The sequence below is a fragment of the Nocardia sp. NPDC058640 genome, assembly GCF_042716995.1.
Taxonomy (GTDB): Bacteria; Actinomycetota; Actinomycetes; order Mycobacteriales; family Mycobacteriaceae; genus Nocardia.
The window spans coordinates 47,977-72,653 of the sequence record NZ_JBHXRG010000009.1; the positions used below are offsets into that span (position 1 = coordinate 47,977).

The following is a 24,677-nucleotide window of genomic DNA, read 5'->3' on the forward strand; positions in this document are numbered from 1 at the left end:
GGGCCGCGACAGTAGATGTCGCGGCCCGCTTTGGTGTTCGGGGTCAGACTTTGACGGTGTGAGCGTCGCGTGTGTCGGCGGTTTCGCGCGGATCATCTTCCCGCGGTGCTGTATTCGAGTGCGGCGCCTCGGCTGTCTCTGGGTGCTGCTGAGGCTCGATCGGCTGCTGCTGGGTCGACTGCTGAGGCTCGGCGTACTGCTGTTGGGCCGACTGCTGGGGCTGGGCGTACTGCTGGGGCTCGGCCGACTGCTGCGGCTCGGCCGACTGCTGAGGCTCGGCGTATCGCTGAGATTCGGCGTTTTGCTGAGGCTCGGCCAGCTGTTCAGGCTCGGCGTACCCCATGGGTGCGGCCGGCTGAGTCGGGCGCTCCGGGGTGACCTCCGCGAATTCGACCTCCTCCGAACGAGGTTCAGCTACCGCCGGCTGCCGCACCGCAACAGCCTCGACACCCTTCGACGCGATCTCGATCCCGAGTTCGATCCGGGTGATCTCCACCAGCGCCCGCTCCTGCTCGGCCGCGTGACGCATCGCCTTCTGCCACAGCGACGCCATCTCCTCCAGCTCATCGACGGTGGCTTCCACATCGATATGCAGTTTGAGCCGCTGCATCGTGATGTGCTGGGCGGCAGTCAACGTGCGCAGCAAGTCTTCACACTTGTTCGGAATCCGACGATGCGCCACCACCCGAAGGCGCGTCAACATGCTGTTGGGCCCCTCCCAGATCACCTTGTGAATCTGCGCCCCGACCCGGTCGATCTCGTCGACGGTCACCAGATCCCACTCACCGCAGGTGGTCAGATCCGCGCGCACCGACGCCGAGGTCTCCAGAATCGAAGCGACCGCGGCCAACACGGCTTCCCGCCGCCACGCCTGGTGATCGCGCTGGTCACCCACCATGTTCGACAGCTCGACATGGCGCTGCGCGGCATCCAGCGCCTGCCGCCCGCGCTCGTCCGCGGCCGCGATGCCGTCACGGTGTGTTCGGTTGTTGGCCAGCACGCCGACCAGAACTGCACCGGCGACGGGGAGCGAGCCGAGGAGGGGAAGCCACTGAGTCACCCAGCGATCATTGCACCGGTACCCGCAACAGTCACCATGATCGGCGCGTCGCACCCGAAGTTCGGTGCGCGAGCGCGGTGCTCGACGTCGACCAGCGGTGCGATATCCGAATCATCGGGCAGCCGTGATGTGATGCCCACCGGGTGCTGACTGGCGTAATCGACCAATGTGCGGCCCTATTGACCGATATTCGGGCCGAAGGCGGTCGAATTGGTCGATTACGCCAGTCGCATACAGAAAACCCCGGCGGGCCAGCGCAATGCCGACCCGCCGGGGTTTCTTCGTGACTAGTTTGCCGACGGAGTGGTTGTCGGGGCAACTGTGGTGGTCGGCGCGACCGTGGTGGTCGGTGCGACGGTCGTGGTGGGCGGCACGGTCGTCGTCGGGGCGACCGTGGTGGTCGGCTCGGCGGCCTTCTTGGTCGGCGGCTCGGTCACCACCGGTGCGGTCGTCGTCGGCGCCACAGTCGTGGACGGCGTGGTGGTCGACGGTTTCGTGGTGGTGGACTTCGACGTAGTCGGCTTCGGCGTGGTCGTAGTCGACTTCGCCTTCGACGTGGTCGACGGTGCCGTCGTAGTCGTCGCCGGCTTGGTCGGCGCGGCCAGCGCGGCAGCCACCGACGCGTCGTCGGGCGCGGCCTTGGTGTCGACGGTCTCGCCGGCCTGCGCCTGCTTGGCCATGTTGGTCAGCCACGCCGCCGCGTACTCCGCCGAGGTCAGCGGCTTGCCGTTCGCGGCGTCGGAGTCGCGCCAGTAGTCGAAGTGGTGACCGGTGCCGTTGGGGCCCAACGTGAGCTGGTACGGGTCGTTCATGATCACCGGAATCGTGTTCTGGTTGGTCACGATCAGCCCGACGATCTCGTTGAAGATCTTCTGCGGCAGGTACGCCAGCGCCGAGACCTGCTCGCCGGCGATCGCGTCGGCCTTCACCGGCGTGGTGGTCTGGCCCGGCTTGTAGTCCGGGTCGGAGACCTTCAGCATCACGTCGAGGAAGGTCTCGTCGCTGGCCATCCAGTTCGGGTTCGACCCGATATCGGCGAACGCGGCCATCGCCATCCGACCCAGCATGAACGCCATGTCCTGGCCCATCGCCGGCGTGATGCCGGCCAGGCCGTTGCGCTCGAGGTCGGCGCGCTCGAGTTCGTCGATATTGATCTGGCGACCCACATTGGCGGCCAGCTGCAGCAGCGAGATGTTCTCCGGCGCCGCGCAGGTCAGGTCACCCTCGGAGCAGAACGACGCGATCTTGCCGTTGAGCGCACCGAAATCGGCGCCCGTGGTGATGCCCGAACCCGAGACCGGCTTGCCGCCGTTGGAGTAGTTCTGGTCGAAGTTGTCCGGGCGGTTGGGGTCCGCGGCGCCGAGGAAGGTGCCGTCACCGGCCTTGCGACCGGGGTCGGCGAACATCACCACACCGAGCACGTCGTCCGGGTTCACCGTGGTGTACCCGTCGGAGGGATCGTCGTTGCCGATGCCCTCCGCGACCCGACGCGCCACATCCGCGCCCTCGCTGTAGCCAACGATCGAGAACTTGGTGTCCGGGCAGGCCACCGAGATCTCCCGCATCACCTGCTGCGTGTTGGCCACACCCGCGTTCACCGCGTCCTCATACGACGCCAGATCGGCCGGGTACGCGATATACACCGCCGCGTAATCACCCTCGGCAACGTCATCGCGGGGCGCGTTCACCACCGGATCCACCCACACGCTGCTGTGATCCCCCGACAACGCCGCAGGCAGCGGATTCCCGTGCGCATCCAGCAGCATCGCGGTGGTGCCTGCGACGGGCGTGTCATTGCGCCCCGCCACCGAGATGGTCACCATCTCGCGACACTCGGTCACCGACGTCGTCAGCTCGTAAACAGGCGACGCGGGCTGCGAAGTCACAGCGAACGAAGCGGCCACAACAGCCGCGACTCCCAACGCCGCGGGCGCGGCAACTGCCGAAGCGATGCGATGTTTCGCAAGAAACTCACGCACATTCATGTGATGTCCCGTCCGAATGACCTACAGGTGGGCAGGCCCCCCGAAGGGCCGCATGTCACGAACAATGTCGCGCCCATCAGCCAGATCGTTACTACCCGGAACAGAACCCACCGCCCCCATTTCCGGGGTCATGCGCTGTTGCTATGGAACCGTCAGTCGCAGTCGACAGCATCAGCTTCGGCGCCAGCCCTGTTGCGCGGGTGTTAGCGGGCGCCGATGACTTGATCGGCGTCGCCATGGCGGTTCGGTCGAAAAGCCATCTATATGTGGTCGACGTGGCTCGAGCGCCTCGGAAGCCTCAATGATGTGCCCGAATCCGCCGTAGAGATGCAGCTCGCGGCGATTCTCGGCCAGCATCTGAGAGAGCTGCGTAAAGCCAAGGGCCTCTCCCAGGAGCGCGTCGCTCTCGCCGCGGGGATCAGTACGAACTACTACCAGCTGCTGGAAGCCGGCCTGCGCACCCGTACACCGAGGACCCCGGCAAACCCCTCGTTGATGGTCCTTGTCGCGCTGGGCGAGGTACTCGAGACGCCGCTCCCCGTAATCCTCGACGAGGTACTGATCCGAAACGCGAGCTGACACCGGCGGACCGTTTCCACCACGTCGCCCGCGCCCGACTTTCGGACCCGCGCGGATAATCTCGGCGGTCCGTTCTCACCACAGGTCGACCCATTGCGGTCGATGTCGCACGTCGAATCCGCCGGCGCGTCCACGCACCAGCATCGGCATCTCGGCGCCGATCGGGAATTGGTGCAGCATCGCTTTCGCCGTGGATCGGCGGAACTCCGCCATCGCGAATTCCTTCTTCGCCCAATACTCGACCCCGGTGCTCGGGTGCGTGAATGTCACCTTCAGGCGCACCCGATGAGTGGCGAACGGATTGTTCTCCGTTGTCGTCACACGACGCCCGGACTCGATCACCGTCGCGGTAACCGGCGTGCCGACCCTCCGCAGATACGCCCGCCGACCCCACCACACCACCATCAACACGAACGGCCACGTGACGAGCCCGAGCAACACCCCACCGAGCAAACCGAACACCGGCCCCAAGGATTCATCGACCAAGGAAACGCCGAGGACCCCCGCCCGCATCGTGCCCGAGAAATACAGCACGGCCGCCACTGCCGACACCACCCAGTAAACGAACACCACGGGATTGACCAACATCCCCGACTTCTTCCCCACCCTGATTCCGATCTGTATCCGCTTTCCTGGCGTCAGCCGCGGGCCATGTCCACGAACCGGCTCAAATGCAGTTGGTGCGCGACGGTGATCGTGGCGGTCGGGCCGTTACGGTGTTTGCCGACGATGAGGTCGGCCTCGCCGCCGCGGGGGTCGTCGCGTTCGATGGCGTCGGGGCGGTGCAACAGGATGACCATGTCCGCATCTTGCTCGAGCGAGCCACTTTCGCGAAGATCGGAGACCATGGGCCGCTTATCAGTTCGCTGTTCAGGACCACGGTTCAGCTGGGAAATCGCGATGACCGGAACTTCGAGTTCCTTGGCCAGCAGTTTCAGATGACGGGAGAATTCCGAGACTTCCTGCTGGCGGGATTCGACCTTTTTGCCCGAGCTCATCAGCTGCAGGTAGTCCACCACAACGAGTTTCAGGTCGTGGCGTTGTTTGAGGCGGCGGGCCTTGGCGCGGATTTCCATCATCGTCAAGTTCGGGGAATCGTCGACGAACAGCGGTGCTTCGCTGATCTCGCTCATGCGGCGGGCCAGTTTGGTCCAGTCGTCGTCGCTCATGCGGCCCGAGCGCATGTCGCCGAGTTTGATCTTCGCTTCGGCGGACAGCAGGCGCATGACGATTTCGGTGCGGCTCATTTCCAGCGAGAAGATGACGCTGGCCATGCCGTGTTTGATCGAGCAGCTGCGCATGAAATCCATGCCAAGCGTGGAGTTGTGGGTGGGGACCATGGTGCGACCGGCCAGGTACATGTGATCGGCGTTGTCCACCTCGACGCAGCGCACGGGCACCGGGTCGATCTTGCGGACGTCGACGATCTGGCGAGCAGCCGAGCGGACGGACCTGGGCACCATGTGGGCGAAATTGTCGCGGGGGGTGCGCAGGCTGTGGGCGATCTCGCCGGTGGTGCGCACCACCGGGTGCGGTGCCAGGGTGGGCGCGAAGGTGGTCCACTGATGTTCTTCGTCGGCGGTGATGACGGTGCCGTCGGAGAATTCGACCTCGTAGCAAGGCCGGTCGATCATTTCCTCGGTGGCCGCGACGACCCTGGTGGGCCTGCCGTCGGCGCCGAGCAGCTCGTCGCCGACCCGGACCTCACCCATGGTGGTCCACGCGCCGGGCGTGGGCAGGGGAGTGTCCAGCGCCAGCGCCTTACCCACGCCGGGTCGGGCCGCGACGATGATCATCTGGCCGGGGTGCAGACCGTTGGTGAGCTCGTCGAGTTCGGTGAACCCGGTGGGCACGCCGAGCGAGATGCCGCCGCGCGAGGCGATGGAGTCGATCTCGTCCATCGTGGGCTGCAGCAGTTCTTCCAGCGGGGTGAAGTCCTCGGTGGTGCGACGTTCGGTGACCTCGTAGATCTCGGCCTGCGCGCGGTCGACCACCTCGGCCACATCCTGGCCGTCGGCACCGGCGTAACCGAACTGGACGATGCGGGTGCCCGCTTCGACCAGCCGGCGCAGGATCGCCTTCTCCGCGACGATCTCGGCGTAGAAGCCGGCATTGGCCGCGGTCGGCACAGTCTGGGTGAGAGTGACCAGGTAGGGCGGGCCGCCGATGCGCTTGAGCTCACCGCGACGGTCCAGCCCCGCGGAGACGGTGACGGGGTCGGCGGGTTCGCCACGGCTGTAGAGATCCAGGATCGTGTCGTAGACGGCCTGGTGCGCGGGGCGGTAGAAATCGCCGGGGCGCAGCACCTCGATCACGTCGGCGATGGCGTCCTTGCTCAGCAGCATGCCGCCGAGAACGGACTGCTCAGCGGCCATGTCGTGCGGGGGCTGCCGACCGAAGTCCTCGCCGGGGGGTTCAGGCGTGAACTCGGTTTGCGCGCGGTCACCGGTGGTTGTCACCAGGGGAGTCCTCTCTGCCCGCAGAACCGGGGGTTACACATCGATGTACTCGTTGTACTCCCGGGCACCGACAGCAACGTCAGCAATCGGTTGCCTGCGTGATTCCGGGGGGCGTACGCGCGGCGTTGCGACGAACCTAGGCGACGTTTTCGGGACTCGCCAAGCCGACATGTGCACACAACTGTGGATAACTTGGGAGTAGTTCACCTGTTGTTGTGCACTACCTGTGGAAAACATGGGGAAAACCCAGGTCAGTGCCGTGGAACGCCCTGCTAGGCGGTGATTTATCCAACTTTCACCCTGTGGATAAAAGAAGTTGCGGCGTGTCGGCCAAGGTGAACAACCGGGCGTGTTCGGTAAACGGCGATGGTGCACGCTATGACGGGAGTCACAAATCTGCCGGTCGGTTTCGTCGGTCATCCACAGGGTGAATAACCGGAGGTCAAGCAGTTACCGGCAGTGAGCCACGTAACACGACCTGCGGGAACCGAAAAGTCGGCTACCGATCAGTTATCGGCACAACAAGCTGTAAAAGGGCAAGCAGAAACCACCCCTGTGCACGCACAGGGGTGGTTCCTTACGAACTCAGTTCGCAGCGACCACGAGGTCGAACTTGGCAACCACATCGGGGTGCAGGTGCACCACGATGCCGTGCTTGCCGGTCGCCTTGATGTGCGACTTCGGCAGCTCGATGCTGCGCTTGTCGACCACCGGACCACCGGCCGCCTTGATGGCCGAGGCCACGTCGGAGGCAGTGACCGAACCGAACAGCTTGCCGCTGTCGGCGGTCTTCACGGCCAGCGAGACTGCGGCGAGGCCCTCGATGGCCTGCTTCAGTTCGTTGGCGTGATCGAGGTCGCGCACCTTGCGGGTGTCCTGTGCGCGACGGATTCCTTCGACCTGCTTCTGGGCGCCACGGGTGGCCGGGATGGCCATTCCGCGGGGCAGCAGGAAGTTGCGGCCGTAGCCGTCCTTGACCTCGACGAGGTCGCCGGGGGCGCCGAGGTTGTCGACATCAGCGGTGAGGATGAGCTTCATCTGTGTGACTCCCTTTCTCAGCGAGCGGTCGACACGTAAGGAAGCAGAGCCACCTCACGCGAGTTCTTGACGGCGACAGCGATGTCACGCTGGTGCTGGACGCAGTTGCCGGTGACGCGGCGAGCACGGATCTTGCCGCGATCGCTGACGTACTTACGCAGCAGCGTGGTGTCCTTGTAATCGATATTGACGATTCCGGACTTTGCTTCCTTGCAGAAAGCACAGGCCTTCTTCTTCAGTACCTTTTCGCGCGCGGGCGCTTTAGGCATGGTGTTTCTCTCCGTACTATGAGTGCCGTTCGATCAGAACGGCGGTTCGTCATCCATGCGGCCGCCGCCCCCGAAGGAGCCGGCCGCGGGCGCGCTACCCCACGGATCGTCTTCGCCACCGGCATTGCTGCCACCGGCCGGACGTCCGCCGCCATTGTTGGCGTTGGCGTTGTAGCCGCCTGCGCTTGACCCACCACCGGCATTGCCGGAACCACCACTGAAGCCGCCACCGCCGCCTCCGCCACCACGACCGGCCTTGGAGACCTTCGCGGTTGCGTAACGCAACGAGGGACCGACCTCATCGACTTCGAGCTCGACCACAGTGCGCTTCTCGCCCTCGCGGGTTTCGTAAGAGCGCTGCTTGAGCCGACCGCTGACGATCACGCGGGCGCCTCGGGTCAGAGACTCGGCGACGTTTTCCGCTGCTTCGCGCCAGATATTGCAGCGCAGGAACAGTGCCTCGCCGTCTTTCCATTCGTTCGAATTGCGATCGAACACACGGGGAGTCGACGCGACGGTGAAATTAGCCACCGCTGCGCCTGCGGGCGTGAAACGAAGCTCGGGGTCTGCCGTCAAGTTTCCGATGACGGTAATGACCGTGTCGCCTGCCATGGGGTTCCTCCTGCTCGGGGTGCAGTCCGCATCCTCGGGATTTGCGCACGAGCCTAAAGCCAGGCTCTGACAAATACGAGGTGTGGACTACTTGTCGTTGCGCAGAACCTTGGTGCGCAGCACCGTCTCGTTCAGGCCCAGCTGGCGGTCGAGTTCGCTCACGGTGGCCGGGGTCGCGGTCAGGTTGACGATCGCGTAGATACCTTCGGCCTGCTTGGCGATTTCGTAGGCGAGCCGGCGGCGGCCCCAGATGTCGACCTTGTCGACGTTGCCGCCCTCGGTCTTGACGACCGTGAGCAGAGTATCCAGGGACTGCCCGACGATGCGCTCGTCCAGGCTCGGGTCGAGGATGACCATTACTTCATATTGACGCACGGACCAATCACCTCCTGTGGACTAGGAAACGGCCATGGACTCTCCATGGCAGGAGGGTTCGTTGCGTCAGCAACCCGCCAAGGCTACATGAGCCGGTGGTGACCAGCGAAATCGATGCCTGCCGCGGGTGTGCGCGGGTGTTGTCGGTGTCGCCGCTTAATGTGGTCGCCATGACCACCGGCGGCCCGCAGCGGCACGCGACCAGACGCGGCGCGGCGCTGGCCCTGTTGGTGCTGCTGCTGTGCGGTTTCACCTTGGCGCTGGCCTACGCGAACAAGGCCAGATGTGCCGGTGGCGCGATCGACGAATCGGGTCGCAGCCTGGTCTTCGAGCAGCGCAAGGACACCGATGTCTGCTATTCCGACATCCAATTCCTGTGGCTCGGCCGCGATATCGACAATCACGTGTTCCCGTATGTGGACGGCGACATCACCGCCGACGGCGCGCTGACCGGCGGCGCGGTGGAATACCCGGTGCTGTCGGGCGTGCTGATGTGGGCGGGTGCGATCGGGGTGGACAACGACGCCGACTTCCTGTGGCGTTCGGCCCTGCTGCTGGCACCGTTCGCCCTGCTCACCGCGTGGATGCTGGCCAGACTCGCGGGCCCGGCGGCACTGCTGTGGGCGATCGGTCCGCCGCTGGTGTTCTACGCGTTCCACAACTGGGAACTGCCGGTGGTGTGCACGGCGGTGGCCGCGGTCTACGTGATGACGATGCTGACCGGGCTGTCGGTGCGCACCCGCGGGATCATCGCCGCGGTGCTGCTCGCGCTGGGTTTCTGTCTCAAGCTGTATCCGGGAATCTTCGTTCTGCCGCTGGCGCTGTATGTGCTCACCGAGGGCGTCCCGCGCGATCGACGACGGATCAGCGAACTCGATATCGCCGGTGCCGCACAGACTTTGCTGGCCGCGATGGGCACGGTCGCGGCGATCAACGCGCCGTTCGTGCTGGCCGGAGTGGAGGGCTGGCGGGCTTCGATCACCTTCCAGCAGTTGCGTCAGGCCGACATCACCACCAACTCGATCTGGTACTGGGGTCACCAGGCGATCTTCGGTCGCGCCGCGGAAACGACCCAGACCTGGCACGACGCGGTCGCGATCGTGTCGCCCGCGTTGATCTTCGGCGGTTTCGCGCTGGCGCTGTGGCTGGGTTGGCGACGCTGGACCCCGACGTCGGCGTACCCGTGGGTGGGGGTGAGCGCGGCGATGTTGGCGGTGTTCATGCTGTTCCACAAGGTCCATTCACCCCAGTACACCCTGTGGATCATCCCGTTCCTGGTGCTGCTGGAGGTGCCGTGGTCGATGGTGGCGGCGTATCTGGTGGCCGACGCGGCGGTGGGTGTCGGGGTGTTCCGGTACTTCGCGGCGTTGGGCGAGGGGGAGGGCGTGGATCTGATGGAGGGCATCGTCCAGTTCGGCGTGTGGCTTCGAACGGCGCTGCTCGTGGCCCTGTTCTTCGTTTTCCTGCGGGCCAGAGCACGCCGGACCGAACCGATCACCGCACCGGTGCGCCAGCTGCAACCCGCGTAAACAACAACGGCGGCGAACCCTCGAAAGAGGACTCGCCGCCGATGTAGCGGTAGTGGATCAGCCGACCGGAGTGGTCTCCTTGGCGTCGGCCACCGCGTCCGGCTCAGCCTTGCGGTTGCGCAGGATGCTGGAAATCAGCGCCGCGCCGATGAACGCCACGCCGACCAGGCCCGTGATGAGCTCGTTGACGTGCACGCCGATCGACACCAGCAGGATCGCCGCCAGCGCACCGATCGCCCAGTGGGCGCCGTGCTCGAGGTAGACGTAATCCGACAGCGTGCCCTGGCGAACCAGGTACACCGTGATGGATCGAACGAACATCGCACCGATCAGGCCAAGGCCCAACGCGATGATGATCGGGTCCGAGGTGATCGCGAACGCGCCGATGACACCGTCGAAGGAGAACGAGGCGTCGAGGACTTCCAGGTACAGGAACAGGAAGAACGCGGCCTTACCGGTGGCCTTGACCAGCGTGGACGGGCCACCCTGCGGGCCTTCCTCGAATTCCTCGGTGTGGAACATCGAGCCGAGGCCGTCGACCAGGATGTAGACGATCATGCCGAGCAGACCCGCGACCAGCACGGTCGAACGATCCGCGTCCTTCGCCAGGAACTCCGCGACCAGCACCAGACCGGTACCGGACACGACCACCGACAGCATGTCGAGCTTGCCGGCCTTGGCCAGTGGCTTCTCGAGCCAGCTCAGCCAGGTGATGTCACGCTCTTCGAAGATGAAGTTCAGGAACAGCAGCGCCAGGAACATGCCACCGAAGGCCGCGATCTGCGGGTGCGCGTCGGTGAGCAGGGTCTCGTAGCTGGGGCTGCCGTCGGGGAAGGTCGCCGCGTCGTTGGCCGGCGGGTTGAGCGCCAGGTCGAACGCCTGCACCGGGTTCAGTCCGGCGGTGACCCACACGATCGCGAGCGGGAACACCAGACGCATACCGAACACGGCGATCAGCACGCCGACGGTCAGGAAGATCCGCTGCCAGAACTCGCTCATCCGTTCCAGGACGGTGGCGTTGATGACGGCGTTGTCGAACGACAGCGACACCTCGAGGATGCCGAGGATCGCGCACAGCGCGAGTGCGGTCAGGCCGCCGTAGAGGTAGGCCACGACCAGCGAGACCACCGTGATGGCGATGGACAGGCCGAAGATGCGCGTTATCACGCGGAGGGACCTTTCTGTTTCGCACAAACAGGGGGCTCGATGTGCGCAGCCCCCTGTTCGCGATGATGACTAGACGTTGACGCCGTAGTCGCGGGCGATGCCGCTCAGTCCGGAGGCGTAGCCCTGACCGACAGCGCGGAACTTCCATTCTGCACCGTTGCGGTACAGCTCGCCGAACACCATCGCGGTCTCGGTCGAGGCGTCCTCGGACAGGTCGTAGCGGGCGAGCTCGGTGCCGTTGGCCTGGTCGACCACGCGGATGTACGCGTTGCGCACCTGGCCGAACGACTGCGCCCTGGTCTCGGCGTCGTAGATCGAGACCGGGAAGAAGATGCTGTCGATGGTCGGCGGGGTGTTGGCGAGGTCGACCTTGATGACCTCGTCGTCGCCGTCGCCCTCACCGGTGGTGTTGTCGCCGGTGTGCTCGATGGCACCTTCGGGGGACTTGAGGTTGTTGAAGAACACGAAGTGCTTGTCCGACACGACCTTCTTGTCGGCGCCGGTCGCGATCGCGCTCGCGTCGAGGTCGAAGTCGGTGCCGGTGGTGGAACGCACGTCCCAGCCCAGGCCGACCGCGACCGCGGTCAGGTTCGGGGCCTCTTTGGTCAGCGAGACGTTGCCGCCCTTGGACAGACTGACACCCATGCGGGAATCCCTTCGGTTAGTCCGGTGTGTCGTTTCCCGGCATATCCGAAAGCATGTCCGAATCGCCGGGTACCGCTACGACAGTAATAGGTTTCGTGGATCTTGCGTAGGAACGGTCTGCAGCCCAGGTTAACCGGGGGAATCTCCTACCATCGACCACATGCACGGGCGGCGGGTAGCGCGGTTCGGAAAGGGGACGTGCCGGTGACACCTCGCAGACGCGGATGGTTCAGATCGGGGGCGGATCATGAGTGGATCAGCGGGGCAAGGGCCGCGACGTCGGCGGCCTTTCTCGACATGGATCGACGGCAATCGGCAGCGGAGGCGGGTGTGGTGGCCAGTACGGCGGTGTTCCCCGACCGCCGCGTCGGCGCGCTCTGGGAGCCGGTGCGTGCGCGGTGCTACGCCGCGGCGGGCGCGTACCTGAGTTTCACCGAGCAGCTCGATGCCGCTGAAGCCGCGGGCACGCCGATCGCGGATGGTCCGGCGCGGGCGGACGCGCTGGTCAGGCAGCTCAACGACGCCGCTCGCGGGGTGGACGAGTTCTATCACGCGCATCGCGAAGGCCTGGCCGAAGCCGCGACGGTGCGAAATACCGTGCCGCAGTTGCTCACTCACGTGCGTGCCGAGGCCGAACAGGTGCTGGCCGCGGCGGCGTCGTCGGGTTTCGCGCATTACCCCTCGATCGAGGGCGGTGTAAGGGCCCTGAATGAGGCTCTGATCACAGCATCTTCGGTGGATCCGGGTACTGCTGTCGCCCGCGCGCGCGAGGCGGCGAACCTAGTGCAGGAGACCACCGCGGAACTGTCGAATGCGTTGGCGCAGGCTCCTTCTCGCGTGTCGGCGGCGAAGAACGCGATCGCCTCGGTGACCACCCGGCTGGCCGCGGTGCGTAACCGCGCCGATGCCCTCGGACCCGCCTACTCGAGTCTGCTGCGGGAGTTCAGCGCTGCGAGTTCAGCGGACTTGACCAACAATGAGCGGGAAAGCCGTCGCGGCATAGACGCCGCCGACGAGGCGCTGGTCGGCGCGCGCGTCGCGGCAGCCGATCGGAATCCGGAGAGCGCCCTTGACTTGACCGCCACCGCACGCGAGCACCTCGCGCAGGCCGAGCAGCTGGTCGACGCCGTCACCGCGCGCCTGGAATTGTTGCGAGAGGTACGCACCGATCCCGACGCGCGAGCGCGCACCGTACGATTCCGGCTGCGGGACGCGCAGATGCTCGCGGTCGACCGAGGACTGGTCGCCGAGTGGGGCTCGGTTCTCGATGCACAAGCAGAACGCCTCGACCGCATCACCGCGGGACTGACAGGTAGACATCCGGATTATTGGGCATACGTGACGGAGTTGGACACTGTCGCGCAGTTCATCGCCGGGGTGGTCGAGCGGATCAGAAAAAACGTCGCAGAGAAGTAGATATGACATGGGTCGACAGATGAGGTGGGGGCAATGACCGCGGGCTACGCCGTCGCGACGCAAGTGTGCATGCGCAAGCAGACACCGTTGCGTCATTTTCAGCAGCTACAGGGTCCGCGCAGCCGGGAGCTGTTCCTGGTCGAGCCCGAACCCATCCAGGGCCACCTCGACCGTGAGCTGCTGGCCACCGCGCTGGGCGCCACGCTGTACGTGCCCGCGACCCGCCCCGATCTCACCGAGACCATCCGCCGACGCGCCGCGCGCGGGGTCTGCTCGATGGTGATCGACCTCGAGGACGCTGTCGCCGATCACCAGGTCGAAGCCGCCAAGCAGCACGCGGTGGACGCGCTGGACCTGCTCGCGCGCAGCGACGACGCCAACCCGCTGCTGTTCATCCGGGTGCGCGACGCCGCCTCGGTCGCCGAGCTGGTCGCAGCGCTGGGCCCCGGCGCCGACGTGCTCACCGGCTTCGTGTTCCCCAAGTTCGACGCCGACACCGGCCCCGCCTACCTCGACGCGCTCGACGACGCGAACCGCGTGCTCGGCCGTCCCGTCTACGCGATGCCGGTGCTGGAATCGGCGAACCTGGTGCACCGGCAGACCCGCGACGAGCAGTTGTCGCGCATCGCCGACATGCTCGCCGCCCGCCGCGAACACGTGCTGGCCGTGCGCATCGGCGCCACCGACATGTGCTCCACGTTCGGCATCCGCCGCGACCGCGACCTCACGATCTACGACGTGCGAGTGATCGCCGACGTGATCGCCGACATCGTCAACTACCTCGGCCGCGTCGACGGCACCGGCTTCATCATCACCGGCCCCGTCTGGGAGTACTTCGCCGACCACGAGCGGATGTTCCGCCCACAGCTGCGCAGCGCGCCGTTCGAGGAATCCGACGCGGTGAAGTTCCGCCAGTACCTGGTCAGCCGCGACCTGGACGGCCTGCTGCGCGAGATCACCCTCGACCGCGCCAACGGCATCCAGGGCAAAACGGTGATCCACCCCTCGCACGTGCCGGTGGTGCACGCGCTGCAGGTGGTCACGCACGAGGAGTACGCCGACGCGCTGGACATCCTGTCCGCCGACGTCGGTGGCGTGGCCGCCTCGGAATACCGCAACAAGATGAACGAGATGCGCCCGCACCGCAGTTGGGCCCGCCAGACGCTGGTCCGGGCTCGTGCGTTCGGGGTCGCGAACAAGGGAGTGTCCTTCGTGGATTTGCTGACAGCGATGATCGCCGAATGAATGCGTTCGTAAAGCCTTGGGCGACGGTGAATCTGGGCATCGAGCTGCATCACGGTGAATCCTTCGGTGCACGCTCGGCCGAGGGTGACTTGCCGGCTGCGGTGGTCGCCCCGACGTCCAATGCGGACGTGACGGCGACTGAGGGCGCCTTCGTCGACGGCGGGTTCTCGGTGCTGTCCGCTGAAAGTGTTCTGACGGGCCAACTTTCGATCGGTGAGCTGGTGCAGCCGGGTCTGCGTCGCAATCCGCGCCGGGCCCATCTGCTGGTGTCCACGGTGTTGGGCAAGCACCTGCCGACCGACCCGCGCGTGGTGATCGGTGCGGGTAACCGTCTCGCCGATCTCGTGCGCGAGGTGCTCGGCGATCAGGAAGCCGTCGTGCTCGGATTCGCCGAGACCGCAACAGGTTTGGGCCATTGTGTGGCCGCGCGCATCGACGCCGGCTGCTACCTGCACTCCACCCGCCGCAACGAGCCGCGCGCCACCACGCTGACCGGTTTCGAAGAGGGCCACTCACACGCCACTTCCCACCTGCTGCAGCCCGCGCCCGCCGCGATCTTCGCCAACGACCTCCCGCTGGTGCTGGTCGACGACGAGATCTCCACCGGCGACACCGCCATCGACGCCGTACGCGCCCTGCACGCCTTCGCGCCGCGCTCGCACTACGTCCTGGCCTCCCTGGTGGACATGCGAACCCCCGCCGATCGAATCAAATTCGAAGCTGCCGCAGCCGAACTCGGCGCACGCATCGACACGGTCTGCCTGGCCTCGGGCCGCACCGACCTGCCCGCCGGTCTGATCGACACCGTCACCTCCCTGCCCGACCCGCAGTTGAATCCGGTAGTACCCCAGACGGGTTCGTACGGTCGCATCGAATTGTCTTGGCCCGCAGACGTTCCCGAAGGCGGTCGCCACGGCACCCTGCGTTCGGACAACGCGGCCTTCGATATCGCGGTGAAGTCGATCGCCAACGAGGTGAGCGCACGCCTGGACGCCGAGTTCGCGGGCCGCCCCGTCATCGTCATCGGCCACGAAGAGCTCATGTACCTGCCCGTGCGCCTGGCCGCCGACCTCGCCGACGCGGGCACCCCCGCCCGCTTCCAAACCACCACCCGCTCACCGGCATACGTCCTCGACGAACCCGGCTACCCCCTGCGCCGAGGCTTCCGCTTCACCGCCCCGGAACCCGACCCCACCGCCGCGCGCTACCTCTACAACGCGCAGTGGCCCGACGCCGACCCGGTCCTGCTGGTCGTCATCGATCCCCCCGCCGACACCCCCGAACTCGTCGCCTCCGGCGGACTGGTCGACGTGCTCACCGCCTCGGGCGCCGACGTGCTGATCGCTGTAGTGCCCGGCGCGGACCCCCGTGCACTACACGCTGCCCGCACCGCCGAGTCGGTCGCACCGACGGTGGCGCACGGCGACTCCGCAGGGGTAACGGAAACCGACGCCCCCGGTCGCGGCGATTCAGGCGACATCCGACTCCCGGCAGCCCTGCACGGCCCCGAGTTCGGTTCCTATGCGCCCGAAGATGTTTCGTGGCTGCTCAAGGATCTCTCCGACGCCGATCTCGAAGCCGACGTGACCGAACGCGAGCAGCGCATCCAGGCCGGCGAGGCCCACTACGCCGAATCACTCCCGGTGGAGTTCCAGCCCGACGCCGAATACCGCGAGCTGTTCGACCGCGTCCTCGCCGACAGCGCCGAACGCCTGGCACTGGCAGTGGCGACCGTGGCAGAACTAGTGGTCGCCGAACGCGGCGAGAACATCGTGCTGGTCTCCCTGGCCAGGGCGGGCACCCCCATCGGCGTGCTCATGCGCCGTTGGCTCGCCAGCGGGATCGGCCGCGAAAAGCTGAACATCCCGCACTACGCCGTCTCGATCGTCCGCGACCGCGGCATCGACGCCGTAGCCCTGGATTACCTTGCCCACCACCACGATCCGTCCTCGATCGTGTTCGTCGACGGCTGGACCGGCAAGGGCGCGATCACCCACGAACTCACCGCCGCCCTGGACGCCTACCACGCGGCAGGCGGCGCCAGGTTCAACGACGAGCTCGTAGTCCTGGCCGACCCGGCCAACTGTGTGCGCACCTACGGCACCCGCGACGACTTCCTGATCGCCTCCGCCTGCCTGAATTCCACTGTCTCCGGCCTGGTTTCGCGAACAGTCCTCAACGACACCCTGATCGGCCCCGGCGAATTCCACGGCGCCAAGTTCTACCGCGACCTGATCGACGTCGACGTGTCGAACAAGCTGATCGACACCGTCGCAGCATCTTTCGAGAAGATCGGCGACAAGGTCCCCGTCGAGGTAGCGCAGATCCAGAACTCCGACCGCACCCCGGACTGGTCCGGTTGGGCGTCGGTGGAGAAGGTGCGCGCCGAATACGACATCAGCACAGTCAATTTCGTGAAACCGGGCGTCGGCGAGACCACTCGCGTGCTGTTGCGCCGGGTACCGTGGCGGGTGCTGGTTCGCGAGGCGGATGCCCCCGAGCACGCCCACATCCGCCTGCTCGCCGCGGCGCGCAATGTCCCGGTGGAAGTGGTTCCCGACCTGGCCTACTCCTGCATGGGCCTGATCAAGGAGCTATCCCGGTGACCGCCGAGGCGCTATTCGCTACCGATCTCGACAGAACAATGATCTTCTCCCGCAACGGCTTCGGTGGCGCCGAAGATGTGGAGAAGGAATGCGTGGAGTACTACGAGGGCGAACCCCTGTCGTACATGACCACCACCGCGATCGCCCGCCTGCGCGAGCTGGCCGCGCTCGCCCCGGTGATCCCGACGACCACCCGCACCATCGAGCAGTTCCAGCGCATCGCCCTGCCCGGCGCCCCGTGGAAGTACGCCATCACCAGCAACGGCGGCAACATCCTCGTCGACGGCATCCCCGATCCGGCCTGGCGCCTCGCCATCGACGACCAGGTCCGCGCCAGCGGTGCCACCCTGGCCGATGTCGGCGCCGAATTGCGTTCGCGCATCGACGATTCCTGGGTCACCAAGTACCGCGAGGCCGACGAACTGTTCTGCTACCTGGTGGTCCGCCCCGACGAGGTCCCCTCGGGCTTCCTCGCCGAATGGGACACCTGGTGCCGCGCCAACGGCTGGTCCGCGTCCCAACAGGGCCGCAAGATCTACACGATGCCCGACGCGGTCTGTAAGAGTCTCGCCGTAGGCGAAGTCCGCACAAGGCTGACAGACGCAGGCGAATTAGCCAGCACCGCAACACTGTTCACCGCAGGCGACGGCGCTCTCGACGCCGAAATGCTGAAAGCAGCCGACGCCGCGATCCGCCCGGCCCACGGTGAACTGCACGACCTGAACTTCACCGCGCCCAACCTCACGATCACCACCGCCACCGGCATCCTGGCAGGCGAGGAAATCCTCGACTGGTTCCACGCCGCGGTGCCGGTCACAGAACCGGCCTGACACGCGAAAACCCGGGTGCACCAACGGCACCCGGGTTCCGGCGCGATCAGTAGTGCTGCTGCTGACCAGCCAACTGCTGCGCGATCACACCCTGAATCCGCTGCAGCCCACCAACAGTGACACCACTTTGCAACTGCCCCTCGATGGTGCGCACCAGCGCATTGTCACTCATGATCTTCTCGGTCGACTGGATCAGCACAGTCCCCGCACCGGTGAAGTCGAACTGCCGCTCCTCACCGGAATTGGCACCCATCCGGGCCGCCCCCGCCGCGAGGAAACTACCGATCCACCCCTGGTCGTAGTGGTGGGACGGAGACGGGCAATCAGCCCATCCGACAAGCGATTCCGGGTCGACACGCAACGGCGGTTCGGCGAACATCACCGGCCCGTTCGACGACGCGAGGAACTTCCCGGTCCCGATCAGCGTGAGGAACCCCGGCACGATCGACTGCTTCAACGCCAGCCCCGGTTCGAAGGCCAGCAGGTTCGCCCCACGAATGGTGAGGTTGCCGTCTTCGAGGTCGAAGGAGTTGATGTCGTATCCGCGGTCGCCGATGATCAGCTTCCCGTGCCCCTGCGCCACCACGTACTCGCCGGCGAACAGCGGCGCGGAGAACTGGCTGCTCACCATGTGCATGAGGTTGCCCTGCAGCCCGTGCGTGAGCATCTGGAACTCGATCTGCCCGTAGTAGGCGATCATCGCGCCCTTGCGCATGAACCACGGCCCGGTCAGGTCGATGCAGTAGGCGTAGCTGTTGCCCGGAATGTTGTCGCTCGGTCCGAGATTGTTCGGGGAGAGGATGTCGCTCATCGGTTCACAACTTCTCTTCGGAGGCCTGCACGTACACCACACCCTGGCCGTGGCAATGCAATTGCATCGCCTCGCCCGCACCGCGACCCACCGCGTCGCGCCACCCCATCGCCGACTTCAGTTCGGTCTGCACATTGCCGTACGCGGCGACGAACGCCTGCGGGTCGACCACGATCGGATTCGGCCCGCCCACAGGCAGTTCCAGGAATCCACCGTGCGCGAGCAGCACCGCCGAACCCTGTCCGCTGAGCTGCGTGGTGAACATGCCGGTGCCGGTCGCGACTCCCGCCGCGGCACCGCGCAGCGCACCCATCAGCCCGCCGCCGCCACCGCCCCCGCCACCTGAACTGGCAACGGACACAACGGAAGCCTGCAATCCGGCCGTCTGCGCGAGCAACCGCGAAGCCTCCACGCGCATCACCGCACCCGGCTGCATGTGCACCACGTGCACTTCCAGTCCGGCGAATCCGTAATGGACAACACCGTTTCCGCGCGCGAGCATCGTCCGCTGGTGCTCACCGGCCATCATCGATCCGGCCATCCGCATCAGCCCACCGCCGCCCATTCCCCCACCGCCGCCGGGGATCTGGTGCGGCGCGAACGCCACCTGGCCGGTGTAGAACAGCATCGCGCCCGAGCGCGCGACGACCCCGCCCGCCTGCCCGACATCGACCTTGACGACCTTGCTGTTGACAGTTTCGAACATCGCCCGCCCTTACCGTTCCGCCGGCTGGATCAACACCACGCCCTGGCCGTCGAAGCGCAGCGAAAAGGCTTCGCCCGCATCCTGTCCGACCGCCGTGCGCCACGAGACATCGGTGATGAACGACTGATTGAGGTTGCCGCGCGAGGCGACGAACGCGTCGGGATCCACGATCAGCGGAAACTGCGGGGACACCTCGAGGTGGATCAGTGGCCCACCGGCCGACAGCAGCGCCACCTGGCCCTGCCCGCTGACCGTGGTGGTGAAAAGTCCACTGCCGGCAGACATTCCGCCCACACCGGCGAACCGCACATCGGTGCGCAGATTGCCCGCGAAGGCCAGCAACTGCTGCGACTCGACCTGCAGGGTGTCGTTGTTCAGGTCCACCACGGTCACGTTCTGGCCGTTGACCGCGAAGAACACCTTGCCGTTGCCGTTGCATTCCATCAGCGACAGCTTCTCGCCGGTGGCGCGGCGTTTGAGCCCGTTGAGCACGCCCTCGCCGCCGCCGAACCCGGCCGATTTGAACTGCACGTTGCCTTCGTAGGCCACCATCGAGCCGGAGATCGCGCGGATACTGGTCCCCGCGAGGTGCGCCTCGATCACCTTCTTGGACTTCTCGAACAATTGCGCCATCAGGTGTGTGGCTCCTCTGCGTGGGCGGATGTCCGCCGGTTGCGACTGCGACGCCACCCTAACAGCGCATCCGAGCACCAGGCTCAACCTAGTGGATGTGACCTAAGTCATTATCAATGCTGCTCGGCTATGACTAGTATGGCCAATGATGAGCCGCCACACCACATTCCGCTACTGCCTCGACCCCACAGTCGACCAGTCCGGCGTGCTCACCCGACATGCCGGGGCGGCTCGTTTCGCGTTCAACCAATGTCTCGGCATGGTGAAAATCGCACTAACGCAACGCAACAATCATCCCGACGTGCGGGTTCCGTGGACCAGGTTCGACCTGATCAACGCGTTCAACGCGTGGAAGAAGACCGAGGCCGCTGGCAGGCTGTTCACGGTCGATTCCGCCGGTACCGCCGAAATCGTAGTGACCGGGTTGGCTTGGCGTGGCCAGATTCATCAGCAGGTCTTCGAAGAAGCCGCCGTGGACTGCGCACGCGGGCTGGCCGCGTTTACTGACTTCCGCACCGGCAAACGCGCTGGTAAACGGGTCGGGTTTCCCCGGTTCAAGAAGAAGAACAAGGCTGTCCCGGCGTTCCGACTGCGCAACACGCATGCCAAGAACGGGCGGTCGGCAATCCGAGTCGGGGACAGTGTCCACGTACGGTCAGTGACCCTGCCCGGGCTAGGCACCATCGCAGTCCGCGACGACACCCGCAGGTTACGGCGAATGATCGCAGGAGGCCGCGCGAAAATCGTCCAGGCCACGGTCACCCTACGGGCGGGCCGGTGGTGGATCGGGCTGACAGTGCAAGCCGCCGACCTGCACCCCGCCCACCATCACCGTCCCAGTGAACGCGGTGATGGTGGTTGGGTAGGTGTGGATCGCGGGTTGATCGCGTTCCTAGTCGCGGCCACCACCGACGGCACCGAAGTCGCTCGCGTCCAGGCCCCGAAACCCTTAGCTGCTGGACTGGTTCGGCAACGACGCCTTGCGAAGGCGGTTTCTCGCAAACGGCGAGGCTCGGCCCATCATCAACAGGCAGCGGCACGGTTGACCCGACACCATCACCGGGTCCGGAATATTCGTCGCCACTGTCTGCATCAGGCCGCAAACCAGTTGGTCAAAACCCACGACCGGCTCGTGATCGAGGACCTGAATGTAGCGGGCATGCTGGGCAATCCCCGTCTCGCGCGCGCGATCGCCGATGTGGGGTGGTCGGATTTCGCCCGCTTGCTCACTTACAAGCAGGCGTGGCGAGGCGGCGAAGTCGCGGTCGCTGACCGCTGGTTCCCGTCGAGTAAACGCTGCTCGGCGTGCGGAGCGATCACACCAGGGTTGTCGTTGGCGGATCGAGTGTTCGTGTGCAGATGCGGGCACCGGGCCGACCGGGACCTGAACGCGGCGGTCAACCTCGCCCACTGGCCCACCTTGAACAAAGACTTGTCACGATCCCCGGACCTCCCAGCAGGAGGCCGGGTTACCAATGCCCGCCGACAGGAAGGCGCTGACCGACATTCCAATGTTGGTGAAACCGTCCTGGTAGACGCAGGAACCGAGGTTTGCGTCACTGCTGTGGCGTGAGCTGAGGGACGTCCGAGAAGGGCGGCATCCGAAACCATCTGAGATTCCGGATGCGCTGTAACCGATCAGGCGAAACCGCGCCCGGGGCACCGAAACAATGTGCGCGCGACGTAGTCCGATCTGTGCTCCCGTCACAGAGCCCGGACGCACCGGCCCGCTTTCTCGTAGAGTGACAGGCGAGTCTCATCGACACCAACAACGACAAGCGAAGGGTCGAACTTGTCTGCAACACTCGCCAAGGGCCAGAACGGCCCGTTGGCCGTCAGTGACGTGGTGATCTCGCTCCAGGTCACCGCCCCGGCCGACCTTTCCGCGCTGCTCGTGACCGAGCAGGGCAAGGTCCGCACCGACGCTGATTTCGTCTTCTACAACCAGCCGAGCGGTCCGGGTGTCGATTTGCGCCCCGGGCCCGCGGGTCAGCCTGCGTCGCTTGCGGTGTCGTTGTCGGCGGTGCCCGCCGATATCGATCAGATCCGCGCGGTGATCACCCTCGACGACGCGACCAGCAATTTCGGCCGCTTCGCCCCGCCGACGGCGATCGTGTCCGACGCGTCGGGCAATCAGCTGTTCAGCTACACGATCGAGGGCCTGACCACCGAGTCGATCGTGATCGCGCTCGAGCTGTACCGCCGCCAGGGCAGCTGGAAGGTGCGTGCGGTCGGTCAGGGTTACGCGGGTGGTTTCGCCGCGCTGGTCACCGATCACGGTGTGCAGGTGGATGATTCGCCCGCGCAGGCCGCCGCCCCGCAGCAGGCTCCGCCGCCCCCGCCGCCGCCCGCGCCGAACTACCCGCCGCCCGCGCCCGCCTTCGGTGGCTACCCGCCGCCGCCACAGCCCGCCGGTGGGTACCCGCCGCCGCCGCCCGGACCGGCCTATCCGGCCGCCCAGGGCGCACCCGGCTACGCGCCGCCCGCGCCGCCGCAGCCCGCCGGTGAGATCAGCCTGAGCAAGGATCGCCCGGTCAGCCTGCAGAAGGGCCAGCGGGTCACGTTGCGCAAGGAGGGCGGCGCCGCGCTGACCTTCGTGAAGATGGGCCTGGGTTGGGACCCGGTGCGCACGCGCGGCATGTTCGGCAACCGCACCGTCGACATCGACCTGGACGCCTCGGTCTGCCTGTTCGCCGACCAGAACCTCGTCGACGTGGCCTACTACGGCCAGCTGTCGTCGAAGGACGGTTCCGTGCGCCACCAGGGTGACAACCTCACCGGCGAAGGCGACGGCGACGACGAGATGATCCTGGTCGACCTCACCCGGATCCCCGCCCACATCACCACGCTGCTGTTCATCGTCACCTCGTACAAGGGCCATTCCTTCGAACAGGTGCAGAACGCGTTCAGCCGCCTGATCGACGGCACGACCAACGCCGAACTGGCCCGCTACACCCTCGCGGGTGGTATGCCGTTCACCGCGATGGCGATGGCGAAGGTCTACCGGGTGGGCGGCGACTGGAAGATGCAGGCGCTGGGCGAGGGTTTCAACGCCAAGCATCCCGGCGAAGCGGTGCCGCAGCTGGGCCGGTTCCTCGGCGGCAACTGAAGAAGGCAACACACTCCGAACGCGCGACAGAGCAGGGCAGACACCGTGATTCACCTGAAGGCCGGGCAGAACACTGCTCTGACCGCTGATTCCGTGCGCTTCACCGCGCAGACCACCGGCACCGTCGAACTGGCGGCGCTGGTGGTCGGTGAGGATCTGCGGGTTCGCGACGTGCACGATCACGTGTGCGCGTCGCGGCCTGCGGCGCCGGGGGTGAGTTTCGCCGGCGCGGCGGTGGATCTGACGCTGTCGCAGGTGCGTTCGGACGCGCACGCGGTGCTGTTGTTCGTGACGGCGGGCAGAACCCTTCCCGCCGTCACCGCGTCACTGTTCGAAAACGGCAGCCCCACAGCAGAATTCGTGATCGCGCCGACCGCGGGCGAGAGCGCGCTGATCTGCCTCGAGGTGTACCGCCGCAACGGCGGCTGGAAGCTGCGCGCACTGGGCCAGGGCTACGCGGGCGGGGCGACACAGCTGCTGACAACGCACGGCGTCACCGCCCCCGAACCTGTTCCGGCACAGGCATGGCAGCCCGCACCACTGGCGCCGGCGAGCGCACCCACGGAGACGGTCGCGCGACCCGTTCCCGTATCGGGCGCACCCTTGGAGGTCGACCACGGCCTGCAGCGCATGTGGATGATCTTCGAAGACGCCGCCCGCTCCGCCGCCGCGCTGGTTTCCGCGCGCGACTACGCGACCAAACGCCTGGATCAGGAACTGTCCGAAGCGGTGTCGAACCCGGCCACCCGCAACACCCCCGCGGCCGACGCGGCCCGCGCCGCCGCCCAGCGCCGCCACGACGAACTGGTAGCCGTGGCCGACGCCGACCACCGCCGCGACAGTGACCACCTCGGCCACGAGATCGCCGAAGCCGACGCTGTCATGCCCGCCGCGTTGGCTTCCTGGCTGGCCCCCGCCTGGACCGCCCGCGCCGCCCGCAGCGACGGCATCCGCCTCGGCGAGCTGCACGCCATGGACCGCGGCGGCCTGCGCGTGCCGTATTGCGTTCCGGTACCGCTGAATCGGCCACTGTGGGTCGACACCGAATCCTCCGCCGCGGCTTCACGCGTGGTCGGCGCACTGGTCGCCCGCCTGGTCGCCGCCATCCCCGACAAGCCGACCAGAGTCGACCTGATCGACCTCACCGGCGGCCTACGCGCCATCGCGACCCCCTTGACCCCGCTGCTGGCGGGCCCGGTGATCACCGACCACGGTGACATCTCCGCCCGCCTGGGCGCACTGTCCCATGCCGCCGAACTGGCCGAAATCGCTTACAACAGTGGACAAGCCGTCCCACCCACCGAACACCGCATCCTGGTCGCCGCCGACTTCCCCCACGGCTACCAGGCCAGCGACGTGATCCGCCTCGGCCAACTGATGGTCCGCGGCGACCTGATCGGCCTGTCCCTGCTCATCGTCGGCAGCGGCAGCGGCGATTCCGGCGACGGCCCGGTGGACCTACTAGCCCAATCCTGCCGCCACCTACCCACCATGCCAGGCACCCCCCTGTTCGACCCCTGGACCGGCAACGCCTGGGAACTCGACCTGGACATGCTCCCCGCCGAACCCGAACTACAGGCCCGCTACCTGCGCATGTAAGGCG

Annotated in this window: 22 protein-coding genes; 9 read left to right on the forward strand and 13 right to left on the reverse strand. The window is 66.3% G+C overall.

Annotated features, from left to right (window positions below; translation table 11 throughout):
* Positions 1-43 precede the first annotated feature (43 nt).
* Both ACFWU5_RS13675 and ACFWU5_RS13680 read right to left on the reverse strand, forming a co-directional pair.
* Entirely contained in the window at positions 44-1,060 is a 1,017-nt protein-coding gene (locus tag ACFWU5_RS13675) for a hypothetical protein (RefSeq protein WP_379267386.1), read from the reverse strand.
* 287 nt (positions 1,061-1,347) lie between these two features.
* A complete protein-coding gene (locus ACFWU5_RS13680; RefSeq protein ID WP_379267387.1) occupies positions 1,348-3,045 on the reverse strand; it encodes a cutinase family protein in 1,698 nt (565 codons plus the stop codon).
* A gap of 306 nt (positions 3,046-3,351) precedes the next feature.
* On the opposite strand from ACFWU5_RS13680, the gene ACFWU5_RS13685 reads away from it, so the two are divergent.
* Entirely contained in the window at positions 3,352-3,624 is a 273-nt protein-coding gene (locus tag ACFWU5_RS13685; RefSeq protein ID WP_379267388.1) for a helix-turn-helix domain-containing protein, read from the forward strand.
* 75 nt (positions 3,625-3,699) lie between these two features.
* Here ACFWU5_RS13685 and ACFWU5_RS13690 read toward each other — a convergent pair whose 3' ends face one another.
* The 6 genes from ACFWU5_RS13690 to rpsF form a co-directional block, all read right to left on the reverse strand.
* The gene (locus ACFWU5_RS13690) at positions 3,700-4,212 is read right to left on the reverse strand and encodes a hypothetical protein (protein ID WP_379267389.1); all 513 of its coding nucleotides are present in this window, start codon (positions 4,210-4,212) and stop codon (positions 3,700-3,702) included.
* A 50-nt stretch (positions 4,213-4,262) separates the two neighbouring features.
* Positions 4,263-5,999, reverse strand: coding sequence for a replicative DNA helicase (gene dnaB / locus ACFWU5_RS13695; RefSeq protein WP_379267439.1), 1,737 nt, complete (start codon positions 5,997-5,999; stop codon positions 4,263-4,265).
* Between the two features lie 669 nt (positions 6,000-6,668).
* The gene (gene rplI / locus ACFWU5_RS13700; protein WP_379246722.1) at positions 6,669-7,121 is read right to left on the reverse strand and encodes a 50S ribosomal protein L9; all 453 of its coding nucleotides are present in this window, start codon (positions 7,119-7,121) and stop codon (positions 6,669-6,671) included.
* A 17-nt stretch (positions 7,122-7,138) separates the two neighbouring features.
* Entirely contained in the window at positions 7,139-7,390 is a 252-nt protein-coding gene (rpsR, locus tag ACFWU5_RS13705) for a 30S ribosomal protein S18 (protein ID WP_056823934.1), read from the reverse strand.
* A gap of 33 nt (positions 7,391-7,423) precedes the next feature.
* On the reverse strand, positions 7,424-8,002 hold the full coding sequence (locus tag ACFWU5_RS13710) for a single-stranded DNA-binding protein (protein WP_379246720.1): 579 nt from the start codon (positions 8,000-8,002) through the stop codon (positions 7,424-7,426).
* An 87-nt stretch (positions 8,003-8,089) separates the two neighbouring features.
* Positions 8,090-8,377, reverse strand: coding sequence for a 30S ribosomal protein S6 (rpsF, locus tag ACFWU5_RS13715; protein ID WP_056823926.1), 288 nt, complete (start codon positions 8,375-8,377; stop codon positions 8,090-8,092).
* Positions 8,378-8,547: 170 nt separating this feature from the next.
* Here rpsF and ACFWU5_RS13720 point away from each other — a divergent pair, with 170 nt between their 5' ends.
* Positions 8,548-9,906 (forward strand): glycosyltransferase family 87 protein, encoded by a 1,359-nt coding sequence (locus tag ACFWU5_RS13720; RefSeq protein WP_379267440.1) that lies wholly within the window; start codon positions 8,548-8,550, stop codon positions 9,904-9,906.
* 57 nt (positions 9,907-9,963) lie between these two features.
* On the opposite strand, the gene ACFWU5_RS13725 is transcribed toward ACFWU5_RS13720, so the two are convergent.
* Both ACFWU5_RS13725 and ACFWU5_RS13730 read right to left on the reverse strand, forming a co-directional pair.
* The gene (locus tag ACFWU5_RS13725; protein ID WP_379267390.1) at positions 9,964-11,073 is read right to left on the reverse strand and encodes a DUF475 domain-containing protein; all 1,110 of its coding nucleotides are present in this window, start codon (positions 11,071-11,073) and stop codon (positions 9,964-9,966) included.
* A 69-nt stretch (positions 11,074-11,142) separates the two neighbouring features.
* On the reverse strand, positions 11,143-11,718 hold the full coding sequence (locus tag ACFWU5_RS13730; RefSeq protein WP_379267391.1) for a TerD family protein: 576 nt from the start codon (positions 11,716-11,718) through the stop codon (positions 11,143-11,145).
* Positions 11,719-12,048: 330 nt separating this feature from the next.
* Between ACFWU5_RS13730 and ACFWU5_RS13735 the strand changes: the two genes are divergently transcribed.
* The 4 genes from ACFWU5_RS13735 to ACFWU5_RS13750 are packed head-to-tail and all read left to right on the forward strand — an operon-like array spanning position 12,049 to position 17,815.
* Positions 12,049-13,134 (forward strand): hypothetical protein, encoded by a 1,086-nt coding sequence (locus ACFWU5_RS13735; protein ID WP_379267392.1) that lies wholly within the window; start codon positions 12,049-12,051, stop codon positions 13,132-13,134.
* Positions 13,135-13,167: 33 nt separating this feature from the next.
* The gene (locus ACFWU5_RS13740) at positions 13,168-14,379 is read left to right on the forward strand and encodes an HpcH/HpaI aldolase/citrate lyase family protein (RefSeq protein WP_379267393.1); all 1,212 of its coding nucleotides are present in this window, start codon (positions 13,168-13,170) and stop codon (positions 14,377-14,379) included.
* Complete coding sequence (locus ACFWU5_RS13745) at positions 14,376-16,985, forward strand: phosphoribosyltransferase (RefSeq protein ID WP_379267394.1); 2,610 nt, start codon at positions 14,376-14,378, stop codon at positions 16,983-16,985. Before ACFWU5_RS13740 ends, ACFWU5_RS13745 begins: the two co-directional genes overlap by 4 nt.
* Before the next feature lie 38 nt (positions 16,986-17,023).
* On the forward strand, positions 17,024-17,815 hold the full coding sequence (locus ACFWU5_RS13750) for an HAD family hydrolase (protein ID WP_379267441.1): 792 nt from the start codon (positions 17,024-17,026) through the stop codon (positions 17,813-17,815).
* Positions 17,816-17,861: 46 nt separating this feature from the next.
* On the opposite strand, the gene ACFWU5_RS13755 is transcribed toward ACFWU5_RS13750, so the two are convergent.
* The 3 genes from ACFWU5_RS13755 to ACFWU5_RS13765 are packed head-to-tail and all read right to left on the reverse strand — an operon-like array spanning position 17,862 to position 19,965.
* Positions 17,862-18,626, reverse strand: a complete 765-nt coding sequence (locus ACFWU5_RS13755) for an AIM24 family protein (protein WP_379246708.1) — start codon at positions 18,624-18,626, stop codon at positions 17,862-17,864.
* A 4-nt stretch (positions 18,627-18,630) separates the two neighbouring features.
* Entirely contained in the window at positions 18,631-19,332 is a 702-nt protein-coding gene (locus ACFWU5_RS13760) for an AIM24 family protein (protein WP_379267395.1), read from the reverse strand.
* 9 nt (positions 19,333-19,341) lie between these two features.
* A complete protein-coding gene (locus ACFWU5_RS13765; protein WP_379246704.1) occupies positions 19,342-19,965 on the reverse strand; it encodes an AIM24 family protein in 624 nt (207 codons plus the stop codon).
* A 148-nt stretch (positions 19,966-20,113) separates the two neighbouring features.
* Between ACFWU5_RS13765 and ACFWU5_RS13770 the strand changes: the two genes are divergently transcribed.
* From ACFWU5_RS13770 to ACFWU5_RS13780, 3 genes are all read left to right on the forward strand, one after another.
* Entirely contained in the window at positions 20,114-21,538 is a 1,425-nt protein-coding gene (locus ACFWU5_RS13770; RefSeq protein ID WP_379267396.1) for an RNA-guided endonuclease TnpB family protein, read from the forward strand.
* Positions 21,539-21,757: 219 nt separating this feature from the next.
* Entirely contained in the window at positions 21,758-23,074 is a 1,317-nt protein-coding gene (locus tag ACFWU5_RS13775; protein ID WP_379246700.1) for a TerD family protein, read from the forward strand.
* 45 nt (positions 23,075-23,119) lie between these two features.
* Positions 23,120-24,673, forward strand: a complete 1,554-nt coding sequence (locus ACFWU5_RS13780) for a TerD family protein (protein WP_379267397.1) — start codon at positions 23,120-23,122, stop codon at positions 24,671-24,673.
* Positions 24,674-24,677 lie beyond the last annotated feature (4 nt).